We start from the raw sequence: 25,697 nt of genomic DNA on the forward strand, positions 1-25,697 counted from the left end.
CCACGAGGGGCGGGTCACCAAGCAAGAACTGTACCACAACCGGGCCGCAATCGGTAGCGCGAGAACACACCCGGTGTCCGGAACTCAGGAGCCGGAACGCAGGGCAAGGCAGGCAACACCGGCACCTGTCACGCAGGAAGCCAGTCGTATTCGTTGCGTGCGTGTTCCCGGTTCCAGTGACGTGTCCTCGCGGTACACGTGAACTCGCGCGGACGCGAGTCAGTTGTTTCCTGACCTCCAGCGCTGGCCTTCACCCGGAGAGCGGGCGCCGGCGCAGCGGACCCACCCAGCATACCACCCGGCTGGGGCACGGGCCACCTCCGGCAACTCCCGCACCCCGGACCGCGTACTGAGGGGCGTGATCGCACGAATCCGTTCCGGCTGGCGCGACTCGCTGGCCCTGCTGTTGGCCCTCGGGGACCGCCGCACACCCGCAGGCGCAAAACTCATGGCAGCCCTGGCCGTCGCCTACGCCCTGCTGCCCCTGGACCTGCTGCCCGACCTGACCCCGGTGCTGGGCGTCGCGGACGACGTACTGATCGTGCCCACCCTGCTGGCCCTGGCCGCCCGCACCCTGCCGGAACCCGTCCTGACCCAGGCGCGCGGCCGCAGCCTGCGCGTGCAGCGCCGCCTGCCCTGGCTGATCCCCGCCGGGATCGTGGCCCTGCTGCTCCTCATGACCCTCGGCGGCTGGCTGCTGTGGCGGGCGCTGGGCGCCTAACTCCCCCTTAACCGCCCCGCGTACACTGAGTTTCATGAGATTGCTGCTGGTGGAGGACGACGCCCGGATCGCGCAGCCGACCGCAGAGGCGCTGCGGGAGGCCGGGTACGCCGTCACGTGGGCGCAGACTGGCCCGGAGGGGCTGGAGGCGGCCGTGATGGGCGAGTTCCCGCTGGTGGTGCTGGACGTGATGCTGCCGGGTATGGACGGCTTTCAGGTGGCGCGTGAACTGCGTGAACAGGGTGTGGATTCAGCCGTGCTGTTCCTGACGGCGCGTGGTGAACTGAGTGACCGGGTGGAGGGCCTGGATCTGGGCGGCGACGCGTATCTGGTCAAGCCGTTCGCGGTGCCGGAACTGCTGGCGACGCTGCGGGCCCTGTCGCGCCGCGAGCGGGGGGCTGGGGCGCCGCGCGTGGCGTTCGCGGGTGGGCGCGGGGCGCTGGATACGGTGGCGCGCACGGTCGCCTGGGACGGCGCGGAGGTGGCCGTGACGGGCCGTGAGTACGCGCTGCTGGAGGCGCTGGCGCTGTCGCCCGAGCGGTGGTTCATGCGCGAGGACCTGATCGACCGCGTGTGGGGCCCGGAGTTCGGTGGAGAGGCGCGGATCGTAGATGTGTACGTTCGGTACGTGCGGCGCAAACTGGCGCCCGAGGCGATCAGTTCCGAGCGTGGGCGCGGGTACCGCGTGGAACGCTGAGGATCACGTGAAGCTGACGTTGCGGGCGCGGCTGGCGCTGTGGGCGGCCCTGGCGACCGGGCTGGCGGTGGCGCTGGTCGCGGCCGGGTTGTTCTGGGCGGTGAACGGGTTCCTGCGGCAGGCGCAGGAGCAGCGGCTGCTGAGCGTGGTGGGGGCCGTGCAGGGCCGCGTGGAGGGACTGCTGCGCCCGTCGCGGGAGGATGACGACCCTCTGCGGTCGCTGCTGGGCGTGGCGACCGTGTCGCAGTCGGACCTGGAACGCGTGGCGGACGAGGTGGACCGCCGGGGCGTGGAGTTGCGGCTGGTGGCGGTGCAGGCGGCTGAACTGGCGTCGGTGGGGACGCGGTCGTTCCCGCAGGGCGTGCCGCTGGACCTGCGGGCCGGGCCGGGCGCGTACCTCAGCCGGGACGGCGAGCACCTGATTCTGGTCCGGGGGGTGGGTGGCCGCAGCGTGCAGTTGCAGGTGGCGGTGGACGCCCGCGCGCTGACGGACGCGCGCCGGGCGTTCGGGCAGGCGCTGACGGTGCTGCTGCCGCTGGCGCTGCTGTTCTCGCTGCTGGTCGGGTGGGTGGTGGCGGGGCGGTTGCTGCGGCCGGTGCGGACGCTGGAGAACGCGGCTCGGGCGGTAGGGGAGGGCGGGGACCTGCGCCGTCCGCTGCCCGGCGCGGGGCGCGGGGACGAGCTGGCGCGGCTGGCGCTGACCATGCAGGAGGCGTTCGCGCGCCTGGCGGACGCCCGCGACCGCGAGCAGGGGTTCCTGCGGGCGGCCGCGCACGACCTGCGCTCGCCGCTGGCGGCCCTGACTGCGCGCGTGGAGGGCACCCTGGCCCGCGACCGGGACGCCGGGCGGTACCGCGCGGACCTGCGTGAGATCGGGACGGACATCACGCGGCTGTCCACGCTGGCCAACCACCTGCTGCTGCTGGCGCGTGACCCGGGGGCGGTGCAGCGCGCGCCGGTGCCGCTGCTGGACCTCGCGGCGGACGCCGTGGACCGCGCCCGTGAACTGGACCCGCTGGCCGACGTGGACCTCGCGGCCAGCGGGCCGGTCACGGTGCCGGGCGACCGGGTGCTGCTGGGGCAGGCCATCTGGAACCTGACCACCAACGCCGTGCGGCACGCGCCGCAGGCGACCGTGACCGTGACCGTGCGGGCCGTGCCGGGCGGCGCGGCCGTCACCGTGCGCGACGACGGCCCCGGTGTGGACGCCGCGACCCTGGCGCGGCTGGGTGAGGCCTTCTACCGCCCGGACGTGAGCCGCACGGCCGACGCGTCCGGGGTGGGCGGGCACGGGCTGGGGCTGGCGCTGGCGCGGCACGTGGCCACGCTGCACGGCGGCACGCTGGATCTGGACAGCGCGCCGGGGCGGGGGTTCACGGCCACGCTGCACCTGCCCGGCTGACCAGGCTGCCATGAGTGCAGGCCTGCCGGGGTTCTGGGTGCCCGGCGGGTCGTCTGCTACGCTGGGCAGCAATGACAAAGGCGGATGCAACGCGCTGGAGCGCCGTGGTCCTGGGCGGCGGTGATCCCGGCGATCCCTTCGCGGCGGCGCACGGCGTGAAGGTCAAACCCCTGATTCCCGTGGCGGGCGAACCCATGGCCCTGCACGTCCTGCGCGCCCTGCGTGGGAGTGGCCGGGTGGCGCGCGTGGCGTACGTGGGTCCCATCACCCCGGAGCTGGAGGCGTTCGTGGACGCCCGCGTGACCGATCACGGCACGCTGCTCAGCAACCTCGAGGCGGGCGTGGAGGCCCTGCGCGCCGCCGGGTTGCAGCCGGGCGAGCGGGTGCTGGTCGTCACGGCCGACGTGCCCATGCTGCGGCCCGACGAGATTCGCAGTGTGCTGGACAGCGCCCCGCTGGACGCGGCCCTGGTGTACCCGGTGGTGCGGCGCGAGGTCTGCGAGGCCGCGTACCCCGGCGTGAAACGCACCTACGCACGCCTGAAGGACGGCACGTTCACGGGCGGGAACCTGTTCATCCTGGACCCGGCGCTGATCGGGCAGTTCCTGCCGAGGCTGCGCGATGTCCTCGCAGCCCGCAAGGCCCCGCTGAAACTCGCGGGCCTGATCGGGCCGGGCGTGCTGCTGCGGCTCGTGACGGGCCGCCTGACCGTCGCGGCGCTGGAGACGAAGGTATCGGCGTTGCTGGGCGTGAAGGCCCGCGCCCTGATCACCCCGCACGCCGCCGTGGGAACCGACGTGGACAAGGACGCCGATCTGCTGCTGGCCGAGGCGGCCCTGAAAGGCGCGCCGCTGTCCTGAACGGTCCCGGCGGGCTCTCAGGCGACCCTGAACCGCGTCCCAATCCCGAGTAAAAGGATCGGTTTTCTGCGCCTGAACGTCAAAAACCTGTGTTGCCTTTGCCCTTGCGGCGGTCCGCGCGGGTGTGCATACTGTTCCCCATGCCTCACGTGATCGTAAGCCCCTGCATTGGCGTCAAGGACCAGGCCTGCACCGAAGTCTGCCCGGTGGAATGTATCTACGACGGCGGCGACCAGTTCCTGATCCACCCCGACGAGTGCATCGACTGCGGCGCGTGCGTGCCCGCCTGCCCCGTCAGCGCCATCTTCCCCGAAGAGGACGTCCCCGGCGGCGAGGAAGAATTCATCGTCAAGAACCGCGTCTACTTCGGCCTGTAAGCGCCCAACACCGCTTCAGCTGCTCCCGCCCGGCCACCGCGCCCGGCGGGAGTTTTCTGTGGCCCGGCCCCCACACCCCCCGGACCCCTTGCCCTGTCTGCCCTGCCAGGGCTAGCATGACCGGCGCTGCGCCCACACTCTGCCCGGAGCGGCGCGCCCCAGGAGGTGACAGACGTGAACCCCGAACCGCTGGACGCCGAACCGCCCAGTTCCAGCCTGCCCCGCACCGGACAGGCCACCCCGGTCACGCCCGCTCATTCCCTGGAGGACGCGCCATGCGCCACACACCCCCCGCAGGCCGCGCCGCATGCTGACCTACTACCGCAGCATCGGCGGGAAACTCACCACCACTGACGGGTACGTCGACGGCTGCTGGATCAACGCCGCCGACCCCACCACCGAGGAACTGGGCCGCATCAGCCGCGAAACCGGCCTGGACCTCGACTACCTGTCGTACCCCCTCGACCCGGATGAACGCTCCCGTTTCGAGCGCGAGGACGGGCAACTGCTGATCATCATGCAGACCAGTTACCGCCTGCCCGAGGAGAGCGACATCCCCTACGACACCGTGCCGCTGGGCATCCTGCACACCGATCACTGCGTGGTCACCGTGTGCGCCCTGCCGGAAAACCCGGTCGTGAAGGACGTCGTCAGCGGGCTCGTGCGGCGCGTCAGTACCAGCAAGAAAAACCGCCTGACCCTGCAACTGTTCCTGCGCAACGCCCAGCGCTTTCTCATTGACGTGCGGCAGATCAACAAGCGCGTGGACGCCATCGAGGACAAACTGGAGAACAGCCAGCAGAACCGCGAACTGCTGAACCTCCTGAAAATCGAGAAGAGCCTCGTGTACTTCATGACCGGCCTGAAAGCCAACGAGGCCATGATGGAACGCGTCAAACGCGACCGCATCTTCGAGATGTACGAGGAAGACAGCGACCTGCTCGACGACGTGCTGATCGAGAATCTCCAGGCGATCGAGATGGCCAGCATCGCCAGCAACATCCTGACCAGCATGGCCGGTGCGTTCGCCAGCGTGATCAGCAACAACGTCAATCAGGTCGTGAAGGTCCTGACCGTGACCACCATCCTGGTCGCCATCCCGACCCTGGTGACCAGCATCTTCGGCATGAACGTACCCATCCCGTTCCAGAACAACCCAGAAGGCATCTGGATCGTGCTGGGCCTCGCCGTGGCGCTGGCCATCGCCGTGGCCGGCGTGTTCTACCGCCTGCGCGTGCTGTAAGGGGTTGATGATGAATGGGTGATGGTTGATGGAAGGAGCGACCTGTCCATCAACCATCGACTGTTCACTTTCTACTCTTTACTGACGTACAGCAGCGCGCCGAACAGCGCGAGGTTCTTCAGGAACTGACCCTGCTGCTGCGCGCGCTCCTTGCCGTCCTTGTCCCAGAAGGGGTGGCCGATGACCGTGGTGGGAATCAGGCTGGTGGCCAGGGCGAGACTGGCGGCGCGGGGCAGCAGTCCGGCAGCCAGCAGCGCGCCGGCCCCGACCATGACGCCGCTGTTGACCTTCACGGCCAGTTCCGGCTCGGGCACCTCGGCCCCACGCGCCGCCCGGACGATCGGGTCGGGGTTCTGCAGGTGATCCAGGCCGTTCTTGATGAAGATGCTCGCGAGCAGCGCCCGCCCGATGAATTTCGTCACGCTCATGGGTAACCTCCTTGGAACTTGTCCCGGAGTCTAGCGCAGCCGCCCGCCCCGCCCAGGGTGGTGAGGCGGGCAGGACGTTCACATGCCCTGAATGACCGACAGCTGCCGGGTCAGGTCCGCCATGACGCCCTGCACCGCGAACGCCCCGGTGGACAGCAGCCGCACGTACTCCTCCTGCGTCAGCGCGCCTTCCTCGGCGCCGCCCTGCACCTCGATGATCAGGCCGGTGTCGGTGGCGACCACGTTCAGGTCCGCGCGCGCGACCCGGTCCTCGGCGTAATCCAGGTCCACGCGGACCTCATCGCCCAGCAGGCCCACGCTGATCGCGCCCACGTTGTGCGCGATGGGCCACTCGGTCAGCTGCCCCTTCTGAATCAGGCGGTCGCAGAAGTCATGCAGCGCCGCGTGCCCCGCCAGGATGCTCGCCACGCGCGTGCCGCCGTCCGCGACCAGCACGTCGCAGTCCACGTACAGCGTCTGGTTGCGGAAGTGCCGCAGGTCCATGCTGGCCCGCAGCGCGCGCCCCAGCAGCCGCTGAATCTCGTAGCGGCGGCCGTCCTGCAGGTTGCGCTCGCGGGCCTGACGGTCGGTGGTGGCGCGCGGCAGCATGGAGTACTCGGCGGTCAGCCAGCCTTCCTTGCTGCCCCGCATGTGCGGCGCGGCCTTGTCCTGAATGCTGACGGTCGCCATGATCTCGGTGCGGCCCATGATCAGGTGCGCGCTGCCCGGCGCGTGCGGGTTCACGCCGCGCTTGACGGTCAGCGGGCGCGGCTCCAGAAGGGTGCGGCCCTCACGGACCGGGAGAGGCTGGGGTTTGCTGCTGGGGCCTTTGGATGGTGTGCTCATGTGTCAGTGGACTCAATTCTGGGCAGCGGGGCCGCCCGGTTGGATTGACCGTCAGTATAGGCCTGCCCGCTGCCCTGCCCGCCGCCACCCTGAAGGCTGCCCCCATTCCCGCTGGCGGCCAGCAGCGCCGCGATGACCGGCGCGGCCCTCTCCACGTCCCCCGTCACCAGGAAGCGTTCCTGACCGCCCGCCTCCCGCCCGGACAGCAACCCACGTTCCGTCAGCACGCGCCGCGTGTGCCGCGCGACCGCCGGACCGCTGTCCAGCAGCGTGAACGCGTCCCCGAACTCGGCGCGGATACTGCCCGCCAGGAACGGGTAGTGCGTGCAGCCCAGCACCAGTTGATCCGCGCCCGCCTGCGCCAGCGGCGTCAGGATCTCGCGCAGCACCTCGCGCGTCCGCGCGGAGTCCGCCTGCCCCGCCTCGACCAGTGGCACCAGTTCGGTACTCACGGCTTTCATGACCTGCACGCCCGCCGGGTCCGCGAACTCGCGGATCACGTCGGCCAGCAGCGTGCCCCGCATGGTGCCCGGCGTGGCCAGCACGCCCACCACGTCCGAACGGGTCGAGAGCACCGCCGGTTTCACGGCCGGAACCAGCCCGATGATCGGCATCTCGAAGCGCGACCGCAGGTGCCCCAGACTGAACGCCGACGCCGTGTTGCACGCCACGACCACGCCCTTCACGCCCCGCGCGTGCAGGGCCGAGACCGCCCGGTCCGTCAGGTCCCGGATCTCGTGGTCCGGGCGGGCCCCGTACGGCACGTGCGCCGTGTCCGCCAGATACAGCAGGTCCTCGCCCGGCAGCTCGCGGCGCAGGTCCGCCAGGACACTCAGGCCTCCCACGCCACTGTCGAACACGCCAAGCGGTGCGTCACTCATCGCGCCTGATGATACGGGGCCGCCCCCCTTACCGTTCTGCCAGCGCCCCGCGCAGCGTGTCACCCAGCGCGCGGATGCCCTGCGTGATCTGCTCGGGCGTGGCGTTGCTGTAACTGAGGCGCATGGTGTTCTGGCCGCCGCCCAGCGCGTAGAAGGGACTGCCCGGCACGTACGCGACCTTGCGTTCCACCGCGCGCGGCAGCAGCGCCTGCGTATCCACGCCTTCCGGGAGGGTCAGCCACAGGAACATGCCGCCCTGCGGGGTGGTGTACTGCACGCCCTGCGGGAAGTCCGCGCGGATGCGGTCCAGCATCAGGCCCGCGCGCTCGCCGTACGCCTGCCGGACCCGTTCGATCTGGCGGGGCAGCACGTCCTGCACGAGTTCCGTGACGATCATCTGGTTCAGGGTGGGGGTGTGCAGGTCCGCGCCCTGCTTCGCCTGAATCAGCTTGGCAATGACCGGCGCGGCGGCCTGCACCCACGCGTCCCGCAGGCCCGGCACCAGCGTCTTGCTGAACGAACTGCTGTAGATCACGTGGTTGCGGTCCGGATGGCCGTGCAGTTCCAGGCCCAGGCTGTACAGGCTGGGGGCGGGCTCGCCGGTAAAGCGTAGCGCGCCGTACGGATCGTCCTCGATCAGCAGCACGCCGTGCTGCGCGGTCAGTTCCACCAGGCGGCGGCGTCGCCCGGCGCTCAGGGTGCGCCCGGTCGGGTTCTGAAAGTTCGGCACGGCGTACAGCACCTTGGCGTTCAGGCCGGGCAGCAGGTCTGCCAGGGCCTCCACGTCAATGCCTTCCTCGTCGGTGGGCACCTGCACGTAGCGCGGGCCGTACGGCTGGAAGGACTGCAGCGCACCCAGGTACGTGGGAGCCTCCACCAGCACCACGTCCCCCTCGTCGATCAGGATCTTGCCCAGCAGGTCCAGGCCCTGCTGGCTGCCAGTCACGATCTGCACGTTGCCCGCCGGGATGCCCGCCTGCGCGCCGATCCACTCGCGCAGCGGCGGGTGCCCCTCGGTGGTCGAGTACTGCAGCGCCGCTGGGCCGTAGCGGTCCAGCGCGGCCAGCGTGGCGTCCCGCACCTCCTGCATCGGGAACAGTTCCGGGGCGGGCAGCCCCCCGGCGAAACTGATCACGTCCGGCTGCTGCGTGATCTTCAGGATCTCGCGGATGGCGCTGGCGTTCATGCTGCGCGCCCGCGCAGACAGCCGCGCGTGAAGGTCCAGGGTCGGAACGGTCGGGCCGGTACTCATGCCCGCCATGCTACGCCCAGGCCCGCGCCACTGCCGACCTGTCTATTGTTCCCGGCCCAGACATGTGGACGGCCCCGGCATCCGGTCAGTTCCGGCAGGTAAAGTGAAAGGCGACTGTAAGGAGGTCTTTTCATGCTCGTCACCGGTAATGACATTCTGGTTCCCGCCCGCGCCGGCAAGTACGGCGTCGGCTCGTTCAACACCAACAACATGGAGATCACCCAGGCGATCATCCACACCGCCGAGCGGCTGCGCAGCCCCGTCATGGTGCAGATGAGCGAGGGCGCCATCAAGTACGGCGGCCAGGACCTCGCCAACATCGTCATCGACCTCGCCAAGCGCGCCACCGTGCCCGTCGCGCTGCACCTCGACCACGGCAGCAGCTACGAGAGCGCCCTGAAAGCCATCAAGATGGGCTTCACCAGCGTCATGATCGACGCCTCGCACCACGACTTCGCCGGGAACGTCAAGGAAACCAAACGCGTCGTGGAAGCCGCGCACGCCATGGGCATCAGCGTGGAAAGCGAACTCGGCCGCCTCGGCGGTATCGAGGAGCACATCGTCGTCGACGAGAAAGACGCCTTCCTGACCGACCCCGAGGAAGCCGTGCAGTTCATCGAGCAGACCGGCACCGACTACCTCGCCATCGCCATCGGCACCAGCCACGGCGCGTTCAAGGGCAAGGGCCGCCCCTACATCGACCACGCCCGCATCGAGAAGATCGCCAGCCTGACCGGCATTCCCCTCGTCGCGCACGGCAGCAGCGGCGTGCCGCAGGAAATCGTCGAGCGCTTCCGCAAGGCAGGCGGCGAGATCGGTGATGCCGCCGGCATCGCCGACGAGGACCTGCAGCGCGCCACGCAGTTCGGCATCGCCAAGGTGAACGTGGACACCGACCTGCGCCTCGCCAGCACCGTCGGCATCCGCGAGGCCCTGGCCGCCAACGCCAAGGAATTCGACCCCCGCAAGATCTTCGGTCCGGCCCGCGACGTCATGGCCCAGGTCATCGAGCACAAACTCGGCGTGCTCGGCAGCGTCGGCAAGGCCTGACCCTTCCTCCCAGGCAGCAGAGGCGGCCCCGTGCCGCCTCTGTTTCCATGTGGTGTGGGGGGTGGTGTGAGAGCGTCCCCCCCCGCTCCTGGCCCGGCCTGCCCATCCCCCGCCCCCCACCCCCGGCGGGGCCACCACAACCTGACGATCAACTGACGTCCGGTTCAGAAAACCCCGCCTGTGCAGCGGAGAATTCTCACCATGGCGCACTATGCTCGCCAGTGCATGAAGGTGCTCTCGCCGCTCCCCGCCCTGGTACTGACGCTCGGCCTGCTGACGACCGGGCAGGGCAGCAGCACAGCCAGCCCACCCGCCCTGCCCGCCGGGTGGCAACCCCGCCTCGCCGCGCTGCTCCCACTGAGCGCGCAGACCGTCACGCTGCTCGAGCGTCGGCCCAGCATCTCCACCGTGGACCTGCAACTGCGGGTCGCCAGCGTGGGTGGCAACCCCCAGGCCCTCCAGCAGGTCATCGTTAGTGCCGCGCGCGGCGTGCCCCCCACCTACGACCAGCGGCTGGGCATCTCCCGGGACGAATTCAAACGCTACCTGATCTTCCAGGAGACGCTCGCCTCGACCGGCAGGACCTTCCGGCTGGCCGTCACCCGCACCGCCACCCAGGTCGCCTTCGGCGACGGACCCAACATGGACGGCGTCCTGCGCGGCGTGACCATCGACCTGAAAACCGGCGAGATGCGCGGCCCGGAAGGGTTCACGGCCCGCCCTACCACCGTCACCCCCAGCGACAACCCGGATCAGGGCCTGGATGTCCGCGGCGGATTCCAGTGGCGCATGACCGGCAGTAACGCCACCACTGGTTACGGCGTGCGCGGCACCCTCAGCCTGCTGCAACTGGCCGGAGGGCGCACCGTCCTCAGCTACACCCGCACCAGCATGATCCGCCGCGTCCCCGACACCGGCGAACTGATCGTCGAGTACACCCGCTGACCGGCCCGCCCCTGTGGCCCCGCTGACCAGCGTCTGACGCCACGTCAAGGTTTCCTCACGCTCCCTTCAGAGCGAGTCACGCCCGGGCGCCTACGCTGGGTCTCATGAAGAAACGGAACCTCCTGATGCTCGGCGCGGCCCTGACCCTGGGCGGCCTGAGTCAAGCCGACGCCGGCCGACTCTCCCCGACCCTGCTGGCCCGCGCGCAGAAAGGCGACCAGACGAAAGTGGGCGTGATCGTCCGCTTCAACCTGCCGAACGACGCGCGTGGCCGTGCGCAGTTCAAGAACCTGCGCGCCCAGCTGAACACCATCGTGGCTCAGCTCGGCTCGGCTGCCGGGATCGTGAGTGCCAGCAGTGTCAAGCAGGCCACCAGCCTGTGGCTCGACCAGAGTATCTTCCTGCCTCTGAGCCCCGTCGAGGCGAGGCGCATGGCACAACTGCCGTTCGTGTCGGACGTGTTCGAGAACTTCAAGGTGCAGATTCCCAAACCGCAGCGCGCCGTGGCCCTGAGTGCCGCCGCCGCCGCGCCCGGCGAGGCGTGGCACCTCGCGAAGATCGGCGCGCCGCAGGCCTGGGCTGCCGGATTCAAGGGGCAGGGTGTCAGGATCGGCCACCTGGACAGCGGTGTTGATGCTCGCCACCCACAACTTGACGGAAGAATTCAGGCATTCATGGAATTCAACGCTTCGGGTGACCGTGTCAATAGTCAGCCGCACGACACCACCAATCACGGTACCCATACGGCCGGCCTACTGGTCGGAAGCACCGTGGGAGTTGCACCTGATGCAAGGGTCATCAGCGCGCTGGTGCTGCCGAACAACGAGGGCACCTTCGCGCAGGTGATCGCCGGAATGCAGTACGTGATTGACCCGGATAACAACGCTGACACGGATGACGGCGCGGACATCGTGAACATGAGCCTGGGGATCCCCGGTACCTTCGACGAGTTCATCGTGCCGGTGCAGAACATGATCAAGGCGGGCGTGGTGCCCATGTTCGCCATCGGGAACTTTGGCCCGACCTCGGCCAGTACCGGCAGTCCCGGCAACCTGCCGGACGCCATCGGCGTGGGCGCCGTGGACCGCAACGGGCAGGTGGCGAGCTTCAGCAGTCGTGGTCCCGTGAACTGGAACAGCACCATCAAGGGCGTGTTCGTGAAGCCCGATATTGCCGCGCCGGGTGTGGAGATCACCAGCGCCTTCCCGAACGGCCAGTACGGCGCGCTGAGCGGCAGTTCGCAGGCCAGTCCCATCGCGGCGGGCGCGGCGGCCCTGCTGCTGTCGGCCAAGCCCGGTACCAGCGTGGACGGCATCAAGAACGCTCTGTACACCAGCGCCAGCAACGCGGGCAGCAAGAACAACAACACGGGCTTCGGCCTGATCAGCGTGCCGGGCGCGCTGGGTAAACTCGGCGTGAACGCGGGTGCGCCCGCCCCGGCCCCCGCTCCTGCGCCCACGCCGACTCCAGCACCGACCCCGGCTCCGGCGCCCACTCCCGCCCCGGCTCCCACTCCGGCGCCGACCCCCGCACCCACCCCGGCCCCGGCTCCTACCGGCCCGGCCGGCTACAGCCTCTGCGCCCTGGAAGGCAGCAAGTGCGACTTCAGCGGTCAGAAGGACGCCGCGTTCGGCACGGCCGGCAAGTACCTGACCGGCGTCGGCACCGACGGCTTCAACTGCACGGTGGCCGACTGGGGCCGTGATCCCGCGCCCGGCCTGAAGAAAGGCTGCTTCATCAAGGACCGTCCTGGCGCGGCCCCCGCTCCGGCCCCGGCTCCCACGCCTGCTCCCAGCACCGGCCAGAAACCCCGCGTGCTGCTGGTCGACGACGACATGGGGCAGGGTGCCGACGTGACGGGCGCGCTGCGCGACGCCATCAAGGCCAACGCGGTCAGCGGCGGGGCGTTCGTGTGGAACACCCAGTCGCAGGGTGCCGTGCCCCTGAGCGAGATGAAACGTGCCGATATCGTCGTGTGGGCGACCGGCGAGCAGTACCAGAACACCATCACGCCCGCTGATCAGAACACCCTACAGCAGTACGTGGCGGGCGGCGGGAATCTGCTGATCACCGGGCAGGACATCGGGTACGACATTGGTACGAGCGCCTTCTACACCGGCACCCTGAAAACCCGGTTCGTGGCCGACAGCAGCGGGAACACCAAGTTCGTGACCGGCGGCGCGTTCGGCAGCACGGCCTTCACCCTGAACGCTCAGGGCAGCGCCGGCAACCAGTACTACCCGGATGTGATCGCGGATCTGGGCGGGAGCGCCACCGTCGCCAGCTGGGGCACCGCGAACGCTACCGCCGGGACCATCACCGCGCAGAGCATCCGCGTGGATCCCAACAAGACCCGCGCCGCGCAGAAGGTGCAGGACCCGCGCGGTCTGGTCGAACGGATCGCCAGTAGCATCATCGGCGGCGTGCTGAACCAGATTCTGGGTGGTAACACCCAGGCGCAGAGCCAGAACCGCCCGCGCGTGAGTGCCCAGTCGGCCGGTGAGAACGCCGGAGCGATCGTCGCGAACGACGCCGGCAAGTACCGCACCGTCACCATGGGCTTCGGCCTGGAAGGCCTGACGCCCAACAGCCGCACTGTCCTGATGAAAACCAGCTTCGACTGGCTGATGAAGTAATCGCCAGGTGGCTGGGGGGCGGGGCGCTGATCCGGGCGTCCCGCCCCCCTCTGCCCGTGCCGGGTGGGCGCGGCCCAACGTTTCTTGGGTGGATTCCCACCCGGCTGCCGGTGCCCCTGCGTAGGGTGAGGGCATGACGACCCTGACGGACATCATGACCAGCGAACTGACGACCGTGGACCGCGGCGCGACCCTGAAAGAGGTGGCCCTGCTGATGCGCGAGCAGGACATCGGGAACGTCCTGATCATGGACGGCGACGCTCTGGTGGGCATCATCACCGACCGGGACATCGTGATCCGCGCCGTGGCGTACGGGCATGACCTGGGCAGCGAGGCCAGCGATTACGCCACCGGGAACGTGTTCAGCATGGACGCCAGCACCGACGTGGCCGCCGCCGCCAGCGAGATGGCCGGGCGGCAACTGCGCCGCCTGCCGGTCACGCGCGACGGCCGGGTGGTGGGGATCGTGAGCCTCGCGGACCTCGCCACGCGCGCCCGTACCGGCGTGGACGAGCAGGCTCTGCAGGGCATCAGCCAGCCGACCACCTGAACGCCGCGACAGGCACGCAGGACCAGACAGGGCGGCCCGACGTGCGTGACGGGGCCGCCCTTCACCGTTCCTTGAATGGGGTGGCCGCGCTTGACCTCGCGCGCACTCGAAGGCCTACGGTGGGTGCATGACTCCCATCAAGAGCCCCCTGGCCCCCCGCGCCGACGCCACCACCGTCCTTGCACACACTGACCTGCATGGCCGCACCGCCGTCGTGACCGGCGCGGCGTCGGGCCTGGGCGTGGAAACGGTGCGTGCCCTCCTGAGCGCCGGCGCGAGCGTGATCATGCCGGTGCGCGACACGGTGCGCGGGCAGCAGGTGGCCGACGAACTGGCCCGCGAGACTGGCAACGCGGCCGTGCAGGTCGTGCCCATGGACCTGTCGTCGCTGGCGTCCGTGCGGCAGGCGGCGGCGGCGATCCTGGCTGCCGCGCCCCGCATTCACATGCTGATCAACAACGCGGGCGTCATGGCCACCCCGCAGGGCCTGACCGCCGACGGCTTCGAAACGCAGTTCGGCACGAATCACCTGGGTCACTTCCAGCTGACCCGCCTGCTGCTGCCGGCCCTGCTGGCCGCCGCGCCCGCCCGCGTGGTGTCCCTGAGTAGCAGCGCGCACCGCCTCAGCGACATCCGCTGGGACGACCCCAACTTCCAGACCACTCCCTACGATCCCTGGCAGGCGTACGGGCAGAGCAAGACCGCCAACGCCCTATTCGCCGCAGAACTGAACCGCCGCTACGGCCCGCAGGGCGTCACCGCGAACGCCGTTCACCCCGGCGGTATCATGACCGGCCTGCAGAAGCACATGCCGGAGGGCGAGGCGCAGCGCCGGGGCTGGATCGACGAGAACGGCGTGCCCAACCCCGCCTTCAAGACGCCCGCGCAGGGGGCCAGTACCAGTGTGTGGGCCGCCACTGCCCCCGAACTGGACGGCGTGGGCGGCCTGTTCCTGGAAGACCTGCAACAGAGCACTCCGCTGGACGAGGCGAACCCCAGTCCCCTGTTCGGGTACAAAGCCCACGCGCTGGACGCGGATAGCGCCCGTCGCCTGTGGACGCTCAGCGAGCAGATGATCGAACAGACCGGGCAGTAAACCAGGACAGAAGAACGCCCCCGACGTGGCTGCTCGGGGGCGTTCGGGCGTTCCAGGGTTACCCCAGGTCGCGCAGTCGCCGGTACAGCTCCTTCTGCTCGTCGCTGAGGGCAGCGGGCACCGTGACGTTTAGGCGCACGTACAGGTCGCCGCGCGTGCCGTCCTTTTTCGGCCAGCCCTGCCCGCGCAGCCGCATGCGCCGCCCGCCGCTGCTGCCCGGGGGCACGCTCAGGTTGCCCTTGCCGCCCAGGGTCTGCACGGTCACGTCACCGCCCAGCGCCGCGAGCGGAGCGGGCACGTCCACGCTGGTCGTCAGGTGATCGCCGTCCAGTTCGAAGCGGGCGTCTTCCAGCACGCGGATGGTCAGCAGCACGTCCCCGCCGCCCGGTCCCTGCCCGGCCAGCCGCAGGCGGGCGCCGTCGCGCGTTCCGGCCGGGACGCGCAGGCTCAGGCGTTTGCCGTCCACGTTGATGACCTCATCCGAACCGCCGAACGCCTCGGCCAGCGTGACCTGCAACTCGCCTTCCACATTCTGCACGAAGCGCCGCCCGCCGCCCATCCCGCCGCCGCCCAGCAGGTCTTCCAGGTTGACCTGCGCGCCGCCCGGGAATCCCTGGCCCGCGCCGCCGCGCCGCCCGGTCTGCCCGAACAGCCCCTGGAAGAAATCACTGAACTGTCCCGGGTCGAAGCCCGAGAAGTCCCCGCCCTGAAACCCGCCGCCCGCGCCGGGGCCGCCGTAACCGGGCGGGACCTGCCCCGTGTGCCCGAACTGGTCGAACACCTGCCGTTTCTCGGGGTCGGAGAGTACGGCGTACGCCTCGCCGATCTCCTTGAACCGCTCGGCGGACTTCTCGTCCCCGGCGTTCTTGTCCGGGTGGTACTGCTTGGCGAGTTTGCGGTACGCGCTCTTGATGTCCGCCTCGGATGCCCCGCGGGAGACGCCGAGCACGTCGTAGTAATCCTTGTAAGCCATGTGCGCCTCCTTCAGGCGAATGAGGACGGTGGATTCAGCTCAGTGGGTTCAGATGATCCCGTTTCAGGTAGTCATGAGGTCGCGGTACAGCGCCTCGACCTTCGCCCGTGCCCACGGCGTGCGCCGCAGGAACTTCAGGCTGCTCTGGACGCTCGGATCGAACTGAAAGCAGCGGACCGGGACCATGCGGGCCAGTTCGTCCCAGCCGTACGCCTCGTGCAGCCGCTCGACGATCATGGCGAGCGTCACGCCGTGCAGCGGGTCACCGGAGGGTGAACGGTGGATGGTTGATGGAGCCGCAGGGGCCTCAGCCGACGCCGTCTTGTCTTCTGGGTCAACCATCACCGCTTCCCCCTCAGCCCTTCCTGCTCACGACGACGCGGGCGGGGCGCACGAGGCGGTCGCCCATGCGGAAGCCCAGCTGGTACACCTGCACGATCACGTCGTCCTCGTCACCCGGCACGACCTGCAGCGCCTCGTGCCACTGCGGGTCGAAGGCCTCGCCTTCCTTGCCGGTCACTTCCAGGCCCAGACCCGCGAACACGCCCAGGATCTTGCCCTGCACGGCCTGCATGCCGGGGATCAGTTTGGCGGGCTCGGCGGCGCCCATGGTCACGGCGCGGTCCATGTCGTCGTACACGGGCATCAGCGCCTCGGCGGCCTTGCTTATGCCCTGGCCCTGCGCGGCGGCCACGTCTTCCTGCGTGCGGCGGCGGTAGTTCTCGAAGTCGGCGGCCAGCCGGGCCAGTCGGCCCTTCAGGTCGGTGTTCTCTTGCTCCAGCTCGTCGGCGCGGCCCAGTTTCGCCATCATCTCCTGCACCTGACCGAACATGTTCTCGTCCATGCCGTCCAGGCCGGGGAACTCGGTGTCCAGGTCTTCCTGCATGCTGTCGGTTTCGGTGTCGGGGATGTCCAGGCCGTCCTCACTGATGGTTTTCGTGTGGGTGTCGGTCTCGGCGGCCTCGGGGGCGGGTTTGTGCTGGTCGTCGGTCATCTTGGGGCCTCGCTTTCGGAACATTCCGCTCAGCTTACGGGCTGCCGGGCGTTCCTGGGGAACTGAAGGATGAAAGAAAAGGGGGAGAGGAGGCGTGGCGGCCGTCCTCTCCCGTGGATGGTGGTGCTGGTGGGCGGCTGCCTCGCCCTTCCCTCGCCTCCCCCCGGGGGAAGGTGCCCCGCAGGGCGGAGGGGGGTTACTCGGCGGGTTTGAAGTCCGCGTCGATCACGTCGTCGTCCTGCTTGTCCTTGCCCAGGTTGACGGTGTCGTCGCCCTGCGCCTGACCCTGGCCCTGCGCGGCGGTCATGAAGGCGCGCAGTTCCTCTTCCAGGGCTTTCTGGGCGGTGTCGATGCGGGCGTCGTCGTCGCTGCGGATGGCTTCCTCAGCCTCGTCGGCGGCGGCCTTGAGTTTGTCCTTGGCGGCCTGTGCGGCGCCCTCGTTCTCCTCGATCTGCGAGGTGGCCTGCACGCGCAGCGAGTCGAGGTTGTTGCGTTTCTCGACCTTCTCGCGGCGCTGCTTGTCGGCGGCGGCGTTCTGCTCGGCTTCCTGCACCATGCGCTCCACGTCGCCCTTGTCCAGGGTAGTGGTGTTCTCGATGCGGATGCTGGACTCCTTGCCGCTGGTCTTCTCCTTGGCGGTCACGTGCAGGATGCCGTTCGCATCGATGTCGAAGGTGACCTCGATCTGCGCCTGACCGGCCCGCATGGGCGGAATGCCTTCCAGTTTGAAGCGGCCCAGGCTCTTGTTGTCGGCGGCCATGGGGCGCTCACCCTGCAGCACGTTGATCTCCACGCCCGGCTGGTTGTTCTCGGCGGTGGTGTAGATCTCGGTCTTCTTGGCGGGGACCGTGGTGTTGCGGGTGATCATGGGGGCGATCATGCCGCCCTTGACTTCCACGCCCATGGTCAGCGGGGTCACGTCGACCAGCACGATGTCGCCCAGGCTGGAGTCACCCTGGATGATCCCGGCCTGCACGGCGGCGCCCAGCGCGACGGCCTCGTCGGGGTTCACGGACTCGTTGGGGGTCTTGCCGATGATGTCCTGCACGATGCGCTTGACAGCCGGGATGCGGGTGCTGCCGCCCACCAGGATCACTTCGTCAATCTTGCTGGCGTCCAGTTTCGCGTCGGCGAGGGCCTGCTCGACGGGCTTGCGCACGCGGCGCAGCAGGTCACCGGTGATCTCCTCGAACTTGGCGCGGCTCAGGGTGCGCTCCAGGTGCATGGGGGTACGGGTTTCCGGGTCGAAGGTGATGAACGGCAGGCTGATCGAGGTTTCGGTCGCGTTGCTCAGTTCGATCTTGGCCTTCTCGGACGCCTCGATCAGGCGCTGGAGGGCCTGCTTGTCCTTGCGCAGGTCGAAGCTGTTGTCCTTCTGGAACTCGGTGGCCAGCCAGTCCACGATGCGCTGGTCAAAGTCCGCGCCGCCCAGGTGGGTGTCGCCGCTGGTGGATTTCACTTCGAACACGCCGTCGCCCAGTTCGAGAATTGTTACGTCGAAGGTGCCGCCCCCCAGGTCGAAGACCAGCACGGTCTCGTTACCCTTGCGTTCCAGGCCGTAGGCCAGCGCGGCGGCGGTGGGTTCGTTGATGACGCGCAGCACGTTCAGGCCCGCGATCTCACCGGCCTGCTTGGTGGCCTCGCGCTGGCTGTTGTCGAAGTACGCGGGCACCGTGATGACCACGTCCTTGATCTTCTCGCCCAGCTTGGCGCTGGCGTCGTTCACGAGTTTGCGCAGCACCTCGGCGCTGACCTGCTCGGGGGCGAGGTCCTGGCCGTTCACTTCGATGCGCACGCTGCCGCCGGGGCCTTCCTTGACGGTGAAGGGGCTGCGGCCGGCCTCGTCCTTGATCTCGTCCCAGCGGCGGCCGATGAAGCGCTTGACTTCGAACAGCGTGGCGGCGGGGTTCAGCGCGGCCTGACGGCGCGCAATCTGGCCCACGAGGCGCTCGTCGCCCTTGTACGCGACGACGCTGGGCGTGGTGCGCGCGCCCTCGGCATTCACGATGACTTCGGGGCGGCCGCCTTCCATGACGGAGATAACAGAGTTGGTGGTACCAAGGTCGATTCCGACTGCTTTGGGCATGGTGACTCCTGTATTGATGGTCTGAAGTGTGGGGATTTGCCGCCGCGGGGGCAGCAGTTCTGATCTGCGAACATCATAGGCCCACAGTTCTAGAGTGTCAATAGAGTTGAGTGCAGTACGCTCAAGTTTAAGTGACCCTCAAGATATGGGTCCCACCTGCACACTCATCACAGGCCCGCCGCCCGCTTCTACAGCTTGTCGCCCACATGAATGGCAGCGATGCCGAAGGTCAGCAGGCGGTAGCGGGTGCGGAAGCCTGTGGCGCGCATCAGTCCCGCCAGCCGCTCGGGTTCAGGGAAGGCCAGGACGCTCTCGGGCAGGTACGTGTACGCCCCGGCGTTCCCGCTGATCAGCCCGCCGATGCGCGGCAGCACATGCTGGAAGTACACCCGGAACACGCTGCCCAGCAGGCCCGGCCGTGGTGGCGGGAACTCCAGGATCACGGCCCGCCCGCCCGGCGCCAGCACCCGGTGGAACTCCGCGAGGCCGCGCGCGTAATCCGCGAAGTTCCGGAACCCGAACGCGCAGGTGATCGAGTCGAAACTCCCGTCCGGGTACGGCAGGTTCAGCGCGTCCCCTTCCTCCAGGCGGATGTCGATGTGCCGCGCGGCGGCCTTCTCACGGCCGATGGCGAGCATCTGCGGCACGAAATCACTGCCGATCACCTCGGCGCCCGGCGCGCGGGTCTTGAGTTCCAGCGCGAAATCCGCCGTGCCGGTCGCCACGTCCAACACCCGCGCCGGCTTCAGGGCCAGGGCCTCCTGCGCCGCCGCGCGCCGCCAGCCCTTATCCACCCCGAGGCTCAGCACGCGGTTCAGAAGGTCGTAACGGGGCGCGATGCTGGCGAACATGGCCTGCACGTCCTTGCCCTTGTCCTGCTTGTCGCCCACGGGCGGCCGGTTCGTCATGACGCCGATGATAGCGGGGGTAGGCCGGGACGCATGGCATGCCCCCTGACGATCACGGCGCCAGTCTCAGCAGGCCCGCCGGGGTGGGCGTGAACCCGCACGCCGCGTAGAAGTCCGTGAGGTGAGGTTCGTAATCCACGTGCAGCCACTCCAGCCCCCGGTGCTCGCGGGCCGCCTGCGCCGCTCGCCGCACGAGCCCCACGCCGACGCCGCGCCGCTGCCAGTCCGGGTGCACGGTCGTGTCGAGCAGGAAGGCGTGCACGCCGCCGTCCCAGGCCACGTTCACGAAGCCCACCAGCGTGTCGGTGTCGTGCGCCGTGACCCAGGTCAGGCTGCGTTCCAGTACCGCCGCCCAGCGCAACCCGTCCTCTGTGCCGCTCCAGCCCTCTGTGCCGCCCCAGGCGAGAGACCGGAGCCTGCCCAGTTCGGGCAGGTCCGGCCACTCGCGGACGCGGTAGGTGATCAGGAGATGATGCTCAGCTTGCGCCCCACCTCGGCGTAGGCCTGGAGGGCGTGATCCAGATCGTCACGGGTGTGCTCGGCGGTCACGATGTTGCGGATGCGGGCCAGTCCGCGCGGCACGGTCGGGAAGCCCAGGCCGACGGCGAACACGCCCCGCTCGAACAGCAGGCGGCTCGCCTCGAATGCGGCCGGAGCCTCGCCGAAGATGACGGGCGTGATGGGCGTGGTGCTGCCGAAAATGTCGAAGCCCAGGCCCTGCAACTCCGCCTTGAAGTAGCGGGTGTTGTCCCACAGGCGCGCCATCAGGGTGGGGTCGCGCTGCACCTCGTCGAGCGCGGCACTCAGCGCGCCCACCGTGGCGGGGGCCTGCGCGGTGCTGAAGAGGTACGGGCGGGCGCGGTTGATCAGCAACTGGCGCAGGTCGCCGTGCCCGGCCGCGTAGCCGCCCACGCCGCCCCACGCCTTGCTGAGCGTGCCGACCTGAATCACGTCGTCGGCGTACTCGAAGCCGAAGTGATGCACGGTGCCGCGTCCCGATTCGCCCATCACGCCGCTGCCGTGCGCGTCGTCCACGTACGTGACCGCGCCGTGGCGGCGGGCGACCTCGACCAGTCGGTCCAGGGGGGCCACGTCGCCGTCCATGCTGAACACGCCGTCCGTCACGACCAGTTTCAGGCCGTCCGTGTCGTGTTCTTTCAGCAGGCGTTCCAGGTCGTCCGGGTCGGCGTGTTTGTAGACCTTCTTGGTGGCCTTGGTCAGGCGCAGCCCGTCGATGATGCTGGCGTGGTTCAGTTCGTCACTGACGACCAGATCGCCGTCGCGCAGCAGCGCGCCCAGCACGCCCTGGTTGGTGGTGAAGCCGCTGTGCAGCACCAGCGCGCTGCCCGTGTGCTTGAACGCCGCCAGCTGAGACTCGAACTCCTCGTGAATGCGCAGGGTTCCGGCAATCGTGCGCACGGCGCCCGCGCCCACGCCCCAGCGTTCCAGGTACTCGGCGGCCCGCGCTTTCAGGGCCGGGTGATCCGCGAAACCCAGGTAGTTGTTGCTGGCGAGGTTCACGACCTCGCGCCCGTCCACGCGGGTGCGGGCGCGACTGGCGCTGTCCAGCACACGCGGGTGGATCAGCAGCCCGCTCTCACGCAGGCCGGACAGTTCAGCAGTCAGACGGTCAGACAGGGAAGTGGACATGTCACGAGTGTAGGGTCGCGCGCCCCTACTTGTCCGTGAGGGAAGGACGTGAAGGGGCGGCGGCGCGCGGCGCCAGTCCCAGCCACACGCCGCCCGCGCCAATCAGCAGCAGCGTGCCGATCACGGCCGCCCCGGCGTGCAGGCCGTTCAGGAAACCGGGCGTGCCCCCGCCGCCGCGCGCCACCAGCGCCCCCCACGCGGCGATGCCCAGCGCCACGCCCACCTGCCGCATGGCGCTCAGGACGCTGGACGCCTGACTGGCCTGCGCGGCGGGCGCGGCGCTGACGGTCGCGGTGGTCAGCGCGGCGTTGGCGAGGCCCGTACCGATCCCCATCACGAAGAACTCGCTGGCGAGGCCCAGTGCGGTGCCCAGGGGCGACCCGCCCAGGTGCAGGCCCAGCACCAGCAGCAGGCCCGCGCCGATCACGGCCAGTCCGGCCGCGCCGACGCCGCGCGCCCCGGCCCGCGCGATCAGCCGCCCGCCCAGCGGTGACGACACCCCCACCCCGATGGGAAACAGGGCCGTGACCAGCCCCGCGCGCGTGGCGCTGTACCCCTGCGTGCCCTGCAGGAACAGCGTGATGAACACCAGCAGTCCGAACGGCCCGAACGCCGCCAGCAGTGAACCCACGTTCGCGGTCGTGAAGGCCCGGTTGCGGAACAGTGTCAGGTCCACCAGCGGGTGCCGGGCGCGGCCCTCGGTCCGCAGGAACAGCGCGGAGGTCACGGCGGCCAGACCCAGGCATCCCAGCACCGGCGCGGAGCCCCACCCCAGCACGTTGCCCTGCGAGAGCCCGTAGGCGAGGCTCGCCAGGGCCGAGGCCGCCAGGATCACGCCCGGAACGTCAATGGGCCGGGGGCTCGGCGTGCCCAGCGCGCGGGTGCGCCCCAGCGTGAAGGTCAGCGTGACCAGCGCGGTCACGGCGACCGTCCAGAACACCGCCGACCAGCCCAGCGTGTCTATGATCGTGCCGCCCAGCAGCGGCCCTGCGGCGATGCCCAGGCCCGACACGCCCGCCCACACGCCGATGGCCCGCGCCCGCGCGCCGCTCTCCGTGAACGCCAGGGTCAGCAGGACCAGCGTGGCGGGCTGAATCACGGCGGAACTCAGGCCCTGCAGGGCGCGGCCCACCAGCAGCGCGGGGAAGCTGGAGGCCAGCGCGCAGGTCACTGCCCCCACCACGCCCAGAGTGAGGCCCCACAGCAGCGCCCGCCGGAACCCGAAGCGGTCGCCCAGCAACCCCCCGGCCAGCAGCGTAGCCGCGAACACGATGTTGTACACGTTCGCCACCCACGGCACGTCGTGCGCGCCCACGCCGAACACGCGGCCCAGCGTGGGCAGCGACGGGTTCACGATGGACACGTTCAGCATGACCACTACCACCGCCAGGGAACTGGCGATCAGCACGGCCCGCTGAAGCCCGGGTGACACGGGTTCAGGTGGCGCGGGTTCGGACACTGCTGGCAGGGAAGGCAGATTCGGTTCTGTGATGCCTGGCAGCATAACAGGCGCGGCCCTGCCTGCCAGGGAACGTCAGCTGCCGGAGGGAGCCGCCTGCACCTGCGGCGTGACCTCGCGGCCCAGCAGTTCCACGCTGCGCAGCATCCGCGCGTGCGGCATCAGCACGTTCGTCATCTGGAAGGTCAGGCGGTCCACGCCGCCCAGCGCGTCGTTCACGTACGCGACTTTCCGTGCGACCGTGTCCGGATTGCCGATCAGGTACGGCCCGAACGGCCCGCACGCCGCGTCGAACTGCGCCCGCCTCGGCGGCGCCCAGCCCCGCTCGCGGCCCAGCGTGTCCAGCATTCGCGCGTACCCCGGCCAGAAGTCGTCCCGCGCGCCCGCGTCGCTGTCACCCACGAACCCGAAGGCGTGCACGCCCACCCGCAGAGTGTCCGGGGCGTGCCCGGCCTGCGCGCCCGCCTCGCGGTACAGGTCCACCAGCGGCCGGAACGCCCGGAAGTCCCCGCCGATGATCGCCACCATCAGCGGCAGGCCCAGCGTGCCGGCCCGCACGAACGACTCCGGTGTGCCGCCCACGCCCACCCACACCGGCAACTGTGCCTGCTGCGGGCGCGGGTACACGCCCTGACCCCGCAGCGGCGCGCGGTGCCGGCCCGACCAGTGCACGTGCGTGTCTTCTCGCAGGCGCAGCAGCAGTTCCAGTTTCTCGCTGAACAGCGAATCGTAGTCCTGCGTGTTCAGGCCGAACAGCGGGTACGCCTCGATGAACGACCCGCGCCCTACCACCAGTTCCGCCCGCCCGCGCGACAGCAGGTCCAGCGTGGCGTACTGCTGGAACACCCGCACGGGATCGTCGGCACTCAGGACCGTCACGGCGCTGTTCAGGCGGATGCGGCTGGTGCGCGCGGCGGCGGCGGCCAGGATCATGCCCGGCGCGGAATCCAGGTATTCGGGCCGGTGATGCTCGCCCACCCCGAAGGAATGCACGCCGCTGCGATCGGCGGTCTCGATCTCTTCGAGCAGGTTCGCCAGCCGGTCTGCCGGTGAGAGGGTGACGCCGGTGACCGGGTCGGATACCACCGCCGCGAAGCTATCAATGCCGAGTTCCATGCTTCACATTATAAAGCAATTTAGAAAGGGAAGCCCGGAGGGACCGGGGAGCGGGAGGCAAAGAGCACAGAAAAGACCCCCGGCACGTCCGGGGGCCATCAGGCAGAAGGCGCGCTACTGGCTGGTCACGGGCGTCGGCTCGTGCAGCGTGTAGCGTTGCAGGCCCGCCGTCCCCAGGCTGCGCTGGTACGTGCGGCTCCCGTCCGGCAGGTACACGTAGTGCTCGGCGCGCGTCCAGCCCTGCGCCAGATTCCAGCGCTGCCGCATGTCCGGTACGGGCGTCCTGAAGTCCGCCGTCACGGCCGCACTGGCGTACGCCACGCGGTCATGCGTCATCAGCGGCAGCGTCTCGCCCACGTCCAGCGTGCCGTTCGCGTTGCGGTCCTGCCACATCGTCCATTCCAGCAGCAGCACCTTCGCGGCGGCCGGGGCGACCGTCGCCGACGCGCCCGCCGGGATCAGCGTCGCGGCGTCCACGGCGCGGTCCGTCTGGTTGATCCACTTCAGCGGGTCCACGTCCACGGCCGTCTTCCCGGCGGGCACGGCCAGCTGGTACACGCTCTCGCCGCCGTCCGTCACCAGCGACAGGTAGGCGCCGGCGGGCGCGGCCGGGAAGCGCACCTCCACACCGCTCGGCAGGGGAGGGCGGCCGCCCGTCGGGGCCGACGAACTGCCGCACGCGGTCAGGGCCGCGCCCAGCAGGGCTGCTGCCGGAATCCACGCGGCGCGCTTCATTTCGCACCGCCCAGGGTGCCGCCCAGCGGGGCACCCTGACTGATCAGGCGGTTCGTCGGTTCGTGCAGGCGGACGCTCAGGCGTTCGTCGGCCTCAGGCACGCTGTTCATGGTCACCACGTACCGGCCGGGCGTGGCCGACGGCTGCCGGACCTCGTGCGCCACCAGCGACCAGCCCTTGCGGCGCGCGCCGCTCTCGGTCGTGCGCCCGTCCGGGCTGGTGAACGAGTACGTGAACGCCTCGCTGGCGTAACTGTAGATCGAGTGCGTCTGGTACAGCTCCTCGGTGCTTTCCGGCCGCCCGTTGCGGTTCAGGTCGTTGTAGATCACGAAGTACACGTTGCAGGTCTGCACGTTCTCCGGCGATACCACCACGTCCCGCATCCCGTCGGTCTCACCGCCCTTGAACGGCGACAGGCAGGCGCTCTTCTGAAGGTCCTGAAGCGAGTAGCCGTCCAGGTAGATGGTCGTGCGGTTCACCACGCCCCCTGGAGTGCCCGACAGGTACCCGCCGTGCCCGATGGTCCGCAGGTACTGCCCGTTTGCGCCGAAGGCCACTCCACTCAGCTGCAGCGTGTCCACGGTCGGGGTGTCCGGGAAGATGAAGGTCAGACCCATGGGGGTGGGTGGCGGGGGGCTGGGGCAGGCGGTCAGGAGCGCACACAGCGCCCCGACCCCACCCAACCGGATGATGTTCATGTTCTTCATACGACGTTCACAGTAGCGAACGTCCCCGGACCCTGCACGCACATTTGACGCAGGGAGCCGGCACGCAGGAAACAGCCGCCGGGCA

General features: G+C 69.6%; 26 protein-coding genes. 11 read left to right on the forward strand and 15 right to left on the reverse strand.

From position 1 onward, the window contains the following. Window positions 1–358 precede the first annotated feature (358 nt). From M8445_RS05870 to M8445_RS05895, 6 genes are all read left to right on the forward strand, one after another. Window positions 359–721 carry a DUF1232 domain-containing protein gene (locus tag M8445_RS05870; protein ID WP_273990352.1) on the forward strand — a complete coding sequence of 121 codons (363 nt, stop codon included), beginning with the start codon at window positions 359–361 and terminating at the stop codon, window positions 719–721. 34 nt (window positions 722–755) lie between these two features. After that, window positions 756–1,418 carry a response regulator transcription factor gene (locus tag M8445_RS05875; RefSeq protein ID WP_273990353.1) on the forward strand — a complete coding sequence of 221 codons (663 nt, stop codon included), beginning with the start codon at window positions 756–758 and terminating at the stop codon, window positions 1,416–1,418. Between the two features lie 7 nt (window positions 1,419–1,425). After that, window positions 1,426–2,820 (forward strand): sensor histidine kinase, encoded by a 1,395-nt coding sequence (locus M8445_RS05880; protein WP_273990354.1) that lies wholly within the window; start codon window positions 1,426–1,428, stop codon window positions 2,818–2,820. A gap of 71 nt (window positions 2,821–2,891) precedes the next feature. After that, window positions 2,892–3,680 (forward strand): NTP transferase domain-containing protein, encoded by a 789-nt coding sequence (locus M8445_RS05885; RefSeq protein WP_273990357.1) that lies wholly within the window; start codon window positions 2,892–2,894, stop codon window positions 3,678–3,680. A 140-nt stretch (window positions 3,681–3,820) separates the two neighbouring features. Then, entirely contained in the window at window positions 3,821–4,057 is a 237-nt protein-coding gene (locus M8445_RS05890) for a ferredoxin (protein WP_273990359.1), read from the forward strand. A 307-nt stretch (window positions 4,058–4,364) separates the two neighbouring features. Further along, entirely contained in the window at window positions 4,365–5,300 is a 936-nt protein-coding gene (locus tag M8445_RS05895) for a magnesium transporter CorA family protein (protein WP_273990361.1), read from the forward strand. Window positions 5,301–5,371: 71 nt separating this feature from the next. Here M8445_RS05895 and M8445_RS05900 read toward each other — a convergent pair whose 3' ends face one another. The 4 genes from M8445_RS05900 to M8445_RS05915 all read right to left on the reverse strand — a co-directional run bounded on the left by M8445_RS05900 (window position 5,372) and on the right by M8445_RS05915 (window position 8,707). After that, window positions 5,372–5,728: a DoxX family protein gene (locus M8445_RS05900; protein WP_273990363.1), complete on the reverse strand. Its 357-nt coding sequence runs from the start codon at window positions 5,726–5,728 to the stop codon at window positions 5,372–5,374. A 78-nt stretch (window positions 5,729–5,806) separates the two neighbouring features. Then, a complete protein-coding gene (rph, locus tag M8445_RS05905) occupies window positions 5,807–6,574 on the reverse strand; it encodes a ribonuclease PH (protein WP_273990365.1) in 768 nt (255 codons plus the stop codon). Beyond that, on the reverse strand, window positions 6,571–7,455 hold the full coding sequence (gene murI / locus M8445_RS05910) for a glutamate racemase (RefSeq protein ID WP_273990367.1): 885 nt from the start codon (window positions 7,453–7,455) through the stop codon (window positions 6,571–6,573). Before murI ends, rph begins: the two co-directional genes overlap by 4 nt. A gap of 28 nt (window positions 7,456–7,483) precedes the next feature. After that, window positions 7,484–8,707, reverse strand: a complete 1,224-nt coding sequence (locus M8445_RS05915; RefSeq protein WP_273990369.1) for an aminotransferase-like domain-containing protein — start codon at window positions 8,705–8,707, stop codon at window positions 7,484–7,486. Window positions 8,708–8,839: 132 nt separating this feature from the next. On the opposite strand from M8445_RS05915, the gene fba reads away from it, so the two are divergent. From fba to M8445_RS05940, 5 genes are all read left to right on the forward strand, one after another. Further along, entirely contained in the window at window positions 8,840–9,757 is a 918-nt protein-coding gene (gene fba, locus M8445_RS05920) for a class II fructose-1,6-bisphosphate aldolase (RefSeq protein ID WP_189066372.1), read from the forward strand. Window positions 9,758–9,982: 225 nt separating this feature from the next. Further along, window positions 9,983–10,702, forward strand: coding sequence for a hypothetical protein (locus M8445_RS05925; RefSeq protein WP_273990371.1), 720 nt, complete (start codon window positions 9,983–9,985; stop codon window positions 10,700–10,702). Window positions 10,703–10,806: 104 nt separating this feature from the next. Further along, the gene (locus M8445_RS05930) at window positions 10,807–13,338 is read left to right on the forward strand and encodes a S8 family peptidase (RefSeq protein ID WP_273990373.1); all 2,532 of its coding nucleotides are present in this window, start codon (window positions 10,807–10,809) and stop codon (window positions 13,336–13,338) included. A 133-nt stretch (window positions 13,339–13,471) separates the two neighbouring features. Then, on the forward strand, window positions 13,472–13,888 hold the full coding sequence (locus M8445_RS05935) for a CBS domain-containing protein (protein ID WP_273990374.1): 417 nt from the start codon (window positions 13,472–13,474) through the stop codon (window positions 13,886–13,888). Window positions 13,889–14,015: 127 nt separating this feature from the next. Beyond that, window positions 14,016–14,984 (forward strand): oxidoreductase, encoded by a 969-nt coding sequence (locus M8445_RS05940; RefSeq protein WP_273990375.1) that lies wholly within the window; start codon window positions 14,016–14,018, stop codon window positions 14,982–14,984. A 58-nt stretch (window positions 14,985–15,042) separates the two neighbouring features. Here M8445_RS05940 and M8445_RS05945 read toward each other — a convergent pair whose 3' ends face one another. The 11 genes from M8445_RS05945 to M8445_RS05995 all read right to left on the reverse strand — a co-directional run bounded on the left by M8445_RS05945 (window position 15,043) and on the right by M8445_RS05995 (window position 25,612). Continuing rightward, a complete protein-coding gene (locus M8445_RS05945; RefSeq protein ID WP_273990376.1) occupies window positions 15,043–15,957 on the reverse strand; it encodes a DnaJ C-terminal domain-containing protein in 915 nt (304 codons plus the stop codon). A 63-nt stretch (window positions 15,958–16,020) separates the two neighbouring features. Further along, complete coding sequence (locus M8445_RS05950) at window positions 16,021–16,242, reverse strand: VF530 family protein (RefSeq protein ID WP_273990845.1); 222 nt, start codon at window positions 16,240–16,242, stop codon at window positions 16,021–16,023. Window positions 16,243–16,312: 70 nt separating this feature from the next. After that, window positions 16,313–16,975, reverse strand: coding sequence for a nucleotide exchange factor GrpE (locus tag M8445_RS05955; RefSeq protein WP_380090848.1), 663 nt, complete (start codon window positions 16,973–16,975; stop codon window positions 16,313–16,315). A 172-nt stretch (window positions 16,976–17,147) separates the two neighbouring features. Beyond that, a complete protein-coding gene (gene dnaK, locus M8445_RS05960; RefSeq protein ID WP_273990377.1) occupies window positions 17,148–19,037 on the reverse strand; it encodes a molecular chaperone DnaK in 1,890 nt (629 codons plus the stop codon). Window positions 19,038–19,225: 188 nt separating this feature from the next. Next, window positions 19,226–19,945 carry a bifunctional demethylmenaquinone methyltransferase/2-methoxy-6-polyprenyl-1,4-benzoquinol methylase UbiE gene (ubiE, locus tag M8445_RS05965; RefSeq protein WP_273990378.1) on the reverse strand — a complete coding sequence of 240 codons (720 nt, stop codon included), beginning with the start codon at window positions 19,943–19,945 and terminating at the stop codon, window positions 19,226–19,228. A 52-nt stretch (window positions 19,946–19,997) separates the two neighbouring features. Beyond that, window positions 19,998–20,411, reverse strand: coding sequence for a GNAT family N-acetyltransferase (locus tag M8445_RS05970; protein ID WP_337961620.1), 414 nt, complete (start codon window positions 20,409–20,411; stop codon window positions 19,998–20,000). After that, on the reverse strand, window positions 20,408–21,595 hold the full coding sequence (locus tag M8445_RS05975) for a BioF/Kbl family PLP-dependent acyltransferase (RefSeq protein WP_273990380.1): 1,188 nt from the start codon (window positions 21,593–21,595) through the stop codon (window positions 20,408–20,410). The genes M8445_RS05970 and M8445_RS05975 overlap by 4 nt, the downstream gene beginning before the upstream one ends. Before the next feature lie 25 nt (window positions 21,596–21,620). Next, on the reverse strand, window positions 21,621–23,027 hold the full coding sequence (locus M8445_RS05980; protein ID WP_273990381.1) for an MFS transporter: 1,407 nt from the start codon (window positions 23,025–23,027) through the stop codon (window positions 21,621–21,623). Between the two features lie 102 nt (window positions 23,028–23,129). After that, entirely contained in the window at window positions 23,130–24,170 is a 1,041-nt protein-coding gene (locus tag M8445_RS05985; RefSeq protein ID WP_273990382.1) for an LLM class flavin-dependent oxidoreductase, read from the reverse strand. Window positions 24,171–24,284: 114 nt separating this feature from the next. Continuing rightward, a complete protein-coding gene (locus M8445_RS05990; RefSeq protein ID WP_273990383.1) occupies window positions 24,285–24,905 on the reverse strand; it encodes a hypothetical protein in 621 nt (206 codons plus the stop codon). Further along, window positions 24,902–25,612: a hypothetical protein gene (locus M8445_RS05995; RefSeq protein ID WP_273990385.1), complete on the reverse strand. Its 711-nt coding sequence runs from the start codon at window positions 25,610–25,612 to the stop codon at window positions 24,902–24,904. The genes M8445_RS05990 and M8445_RS05995 overlap by 4 nt, the downstream gene beginning before the upstream one ends. Between the last annotated feature and the right edge of the window lie 85 nt (window positions 25,613–25,697).

This window comes from Deinococcus aquaticus (assembly GCF_028622095.1).
In the GTDB taxonomy this organism is placed as follows: Bacteria; Deinococcota; Deinococci; order Deinococcales; family Deinococcaceae; genus Deinococcus; species Deinococcus aquaticus.

Excerpts from the sequence above, each read along its gene's own strand:
- M8445_RS05875 (WP_273990353.1), top strand. The coding sequence starts at position 756 with ATGAGATTGCTGCTGGTGGAGGACGACGCCCGGATCGCGCAGCCGACC.
- M8445_RS05885 (WP_273990357.1), top strand. The coding sequence starts at position 2,892 with ATGACAAAGGCGGATGCAACGCGCTGGAGCGCCGTGGTCCTGGGCGGC.
- M8445_RS05890 (WP_273990359.1), top strand. The coding sequence starts at position 3,821 with ATGCCTCACGTGATCGTAAGCCCCTGCATTGGCGTCAAGGACCAGGCC.
- M8445_RS05895 (WP_273990361.1), top strand. The coding sequence starts at position 4,365 with ATGCTGACCTACTACCGCAGCATCGGCGGGAAACTCACCACCACTGAC.
- M8445_RS05900 (WP_273990363.1), bottom strand. The coding sequence starts at position 5,728 with ATGAGCGTGACGAAATTCATCGGGCGGGCGCTGCTCGCGAGCATCTTC.
- rph (WP_273990365.1), bottom strand. The coding sequence starts at position 6,574 with ATGAGCACACCATCCAAAGGCCCCAGCAGCAAACCCCAGCCTCTCCCG.
- murI (WP_273990367.1), bottom strand. The coding sequence starts at position 7,455 with ATGAGTGACGCACCGCTTGGCGTGTTCGACAGTGGCGTGGGAGGCCTG.
- M8445_RS05915 (WP_273990369.1), bottom strand. The coding sequence starts at position 8,707 with ATGAGTACCGGCCCGACCGTTCCGACCCTGGACCTTCACGCGCGGCTG.
- fba (WP_189066372.1), top strand. The coding sequence starts at position 8,840 with ATGCTCGTCACCGGTAATGACATTCTGGTTCCCGCCCGCGCCGGCAAG.
- M8445_RS05925 (WP_273990371.1), top strand. The coding sequence starts at position 9,983 with ATGAAGGTGCTCTCGCCGCTCCCCGCCCTGGTACTGACGCTCGGCCTG.
- M8445_RS05930 (WP_273990373.1), top strand. The coding sequence starts at position 10,807 with ATGAAGAAACGGAACCTCCTGATGCTCGGCGCGGCCCTGACCCTGGGC.
- M8445_RS05935 (WP_273990374.1), top strand. The coding sequence starts at position 13,472 with ATGACGACCCTGACGGACATCATGACCAGCGAACTGACGACCGTGGAC.
- M8445_RS05940 (WP_273990375.1), top strand. The coding sequence starts at position 14,016 with ATGACTCCCATCAAGAGCCCCCTGGCCCCCCGCGCCGACGCCACCACC.
- M8445_RS05945 (WP_273990376.1), bottom strand. The coding sequence starts at position 15,957 with ATGGCTTACAAGGATTACTACGACGTGCTCGGCGTCTCCCGCGGGGCA.
- M8445_RS05955 (WP_380090848.1), bottom strand. The coding sequence starts at position 16,975 with ATGTTCCGAAAGCGAGGCCCCAAGATGACCGACGACCAGCACAAACCC.
- dnaK (WP_273990377.1), bottom strand. The coding sequence starts at position 19,037 with ATGCCCAAAGCAGTCGGAATCGACCTTGGTACCACCAACTCTGTTATC.
- ubiE (WP_273990378.1), bottom strand. The coding sequence starts at position 19,945 with ATGACGAACCGGCCGCCCGTGGGCGACAAGCAGGACAAGGGCAAGGAC.
- M8445_RS05975 (WP_273990380.1), bottom strand. The coding sequence starts at position 21,595 with ATGTCCACTTCCCTGTCTGACCGTCTGACTGCTGAACTGTCCGGCCTG.
- M8445_RS05985 (WP_273990382.1), bottom strand. The coding sequence starts at position 24,170 with ATGGAACTCGGCATTGATAGCTTCGCGGCGGTGGTATCCGACCCGGTC.
- M8445_RS05990 (WP_273990383.1), bottom strand. The coding sequence starts at position 24,905 with ATGAAGCGCGCCGCGTGGATTCCGGCAGCAGCCCTGCTGGGCGCGGCC.
- M8445_RS05995 (WP_273990385.1), bottom strand. The coding sequence starts at position 25,612 with ATGAAGAACATGAACATCATCCGGTTGGGTGGGGTCGGGGCGCTGTGT.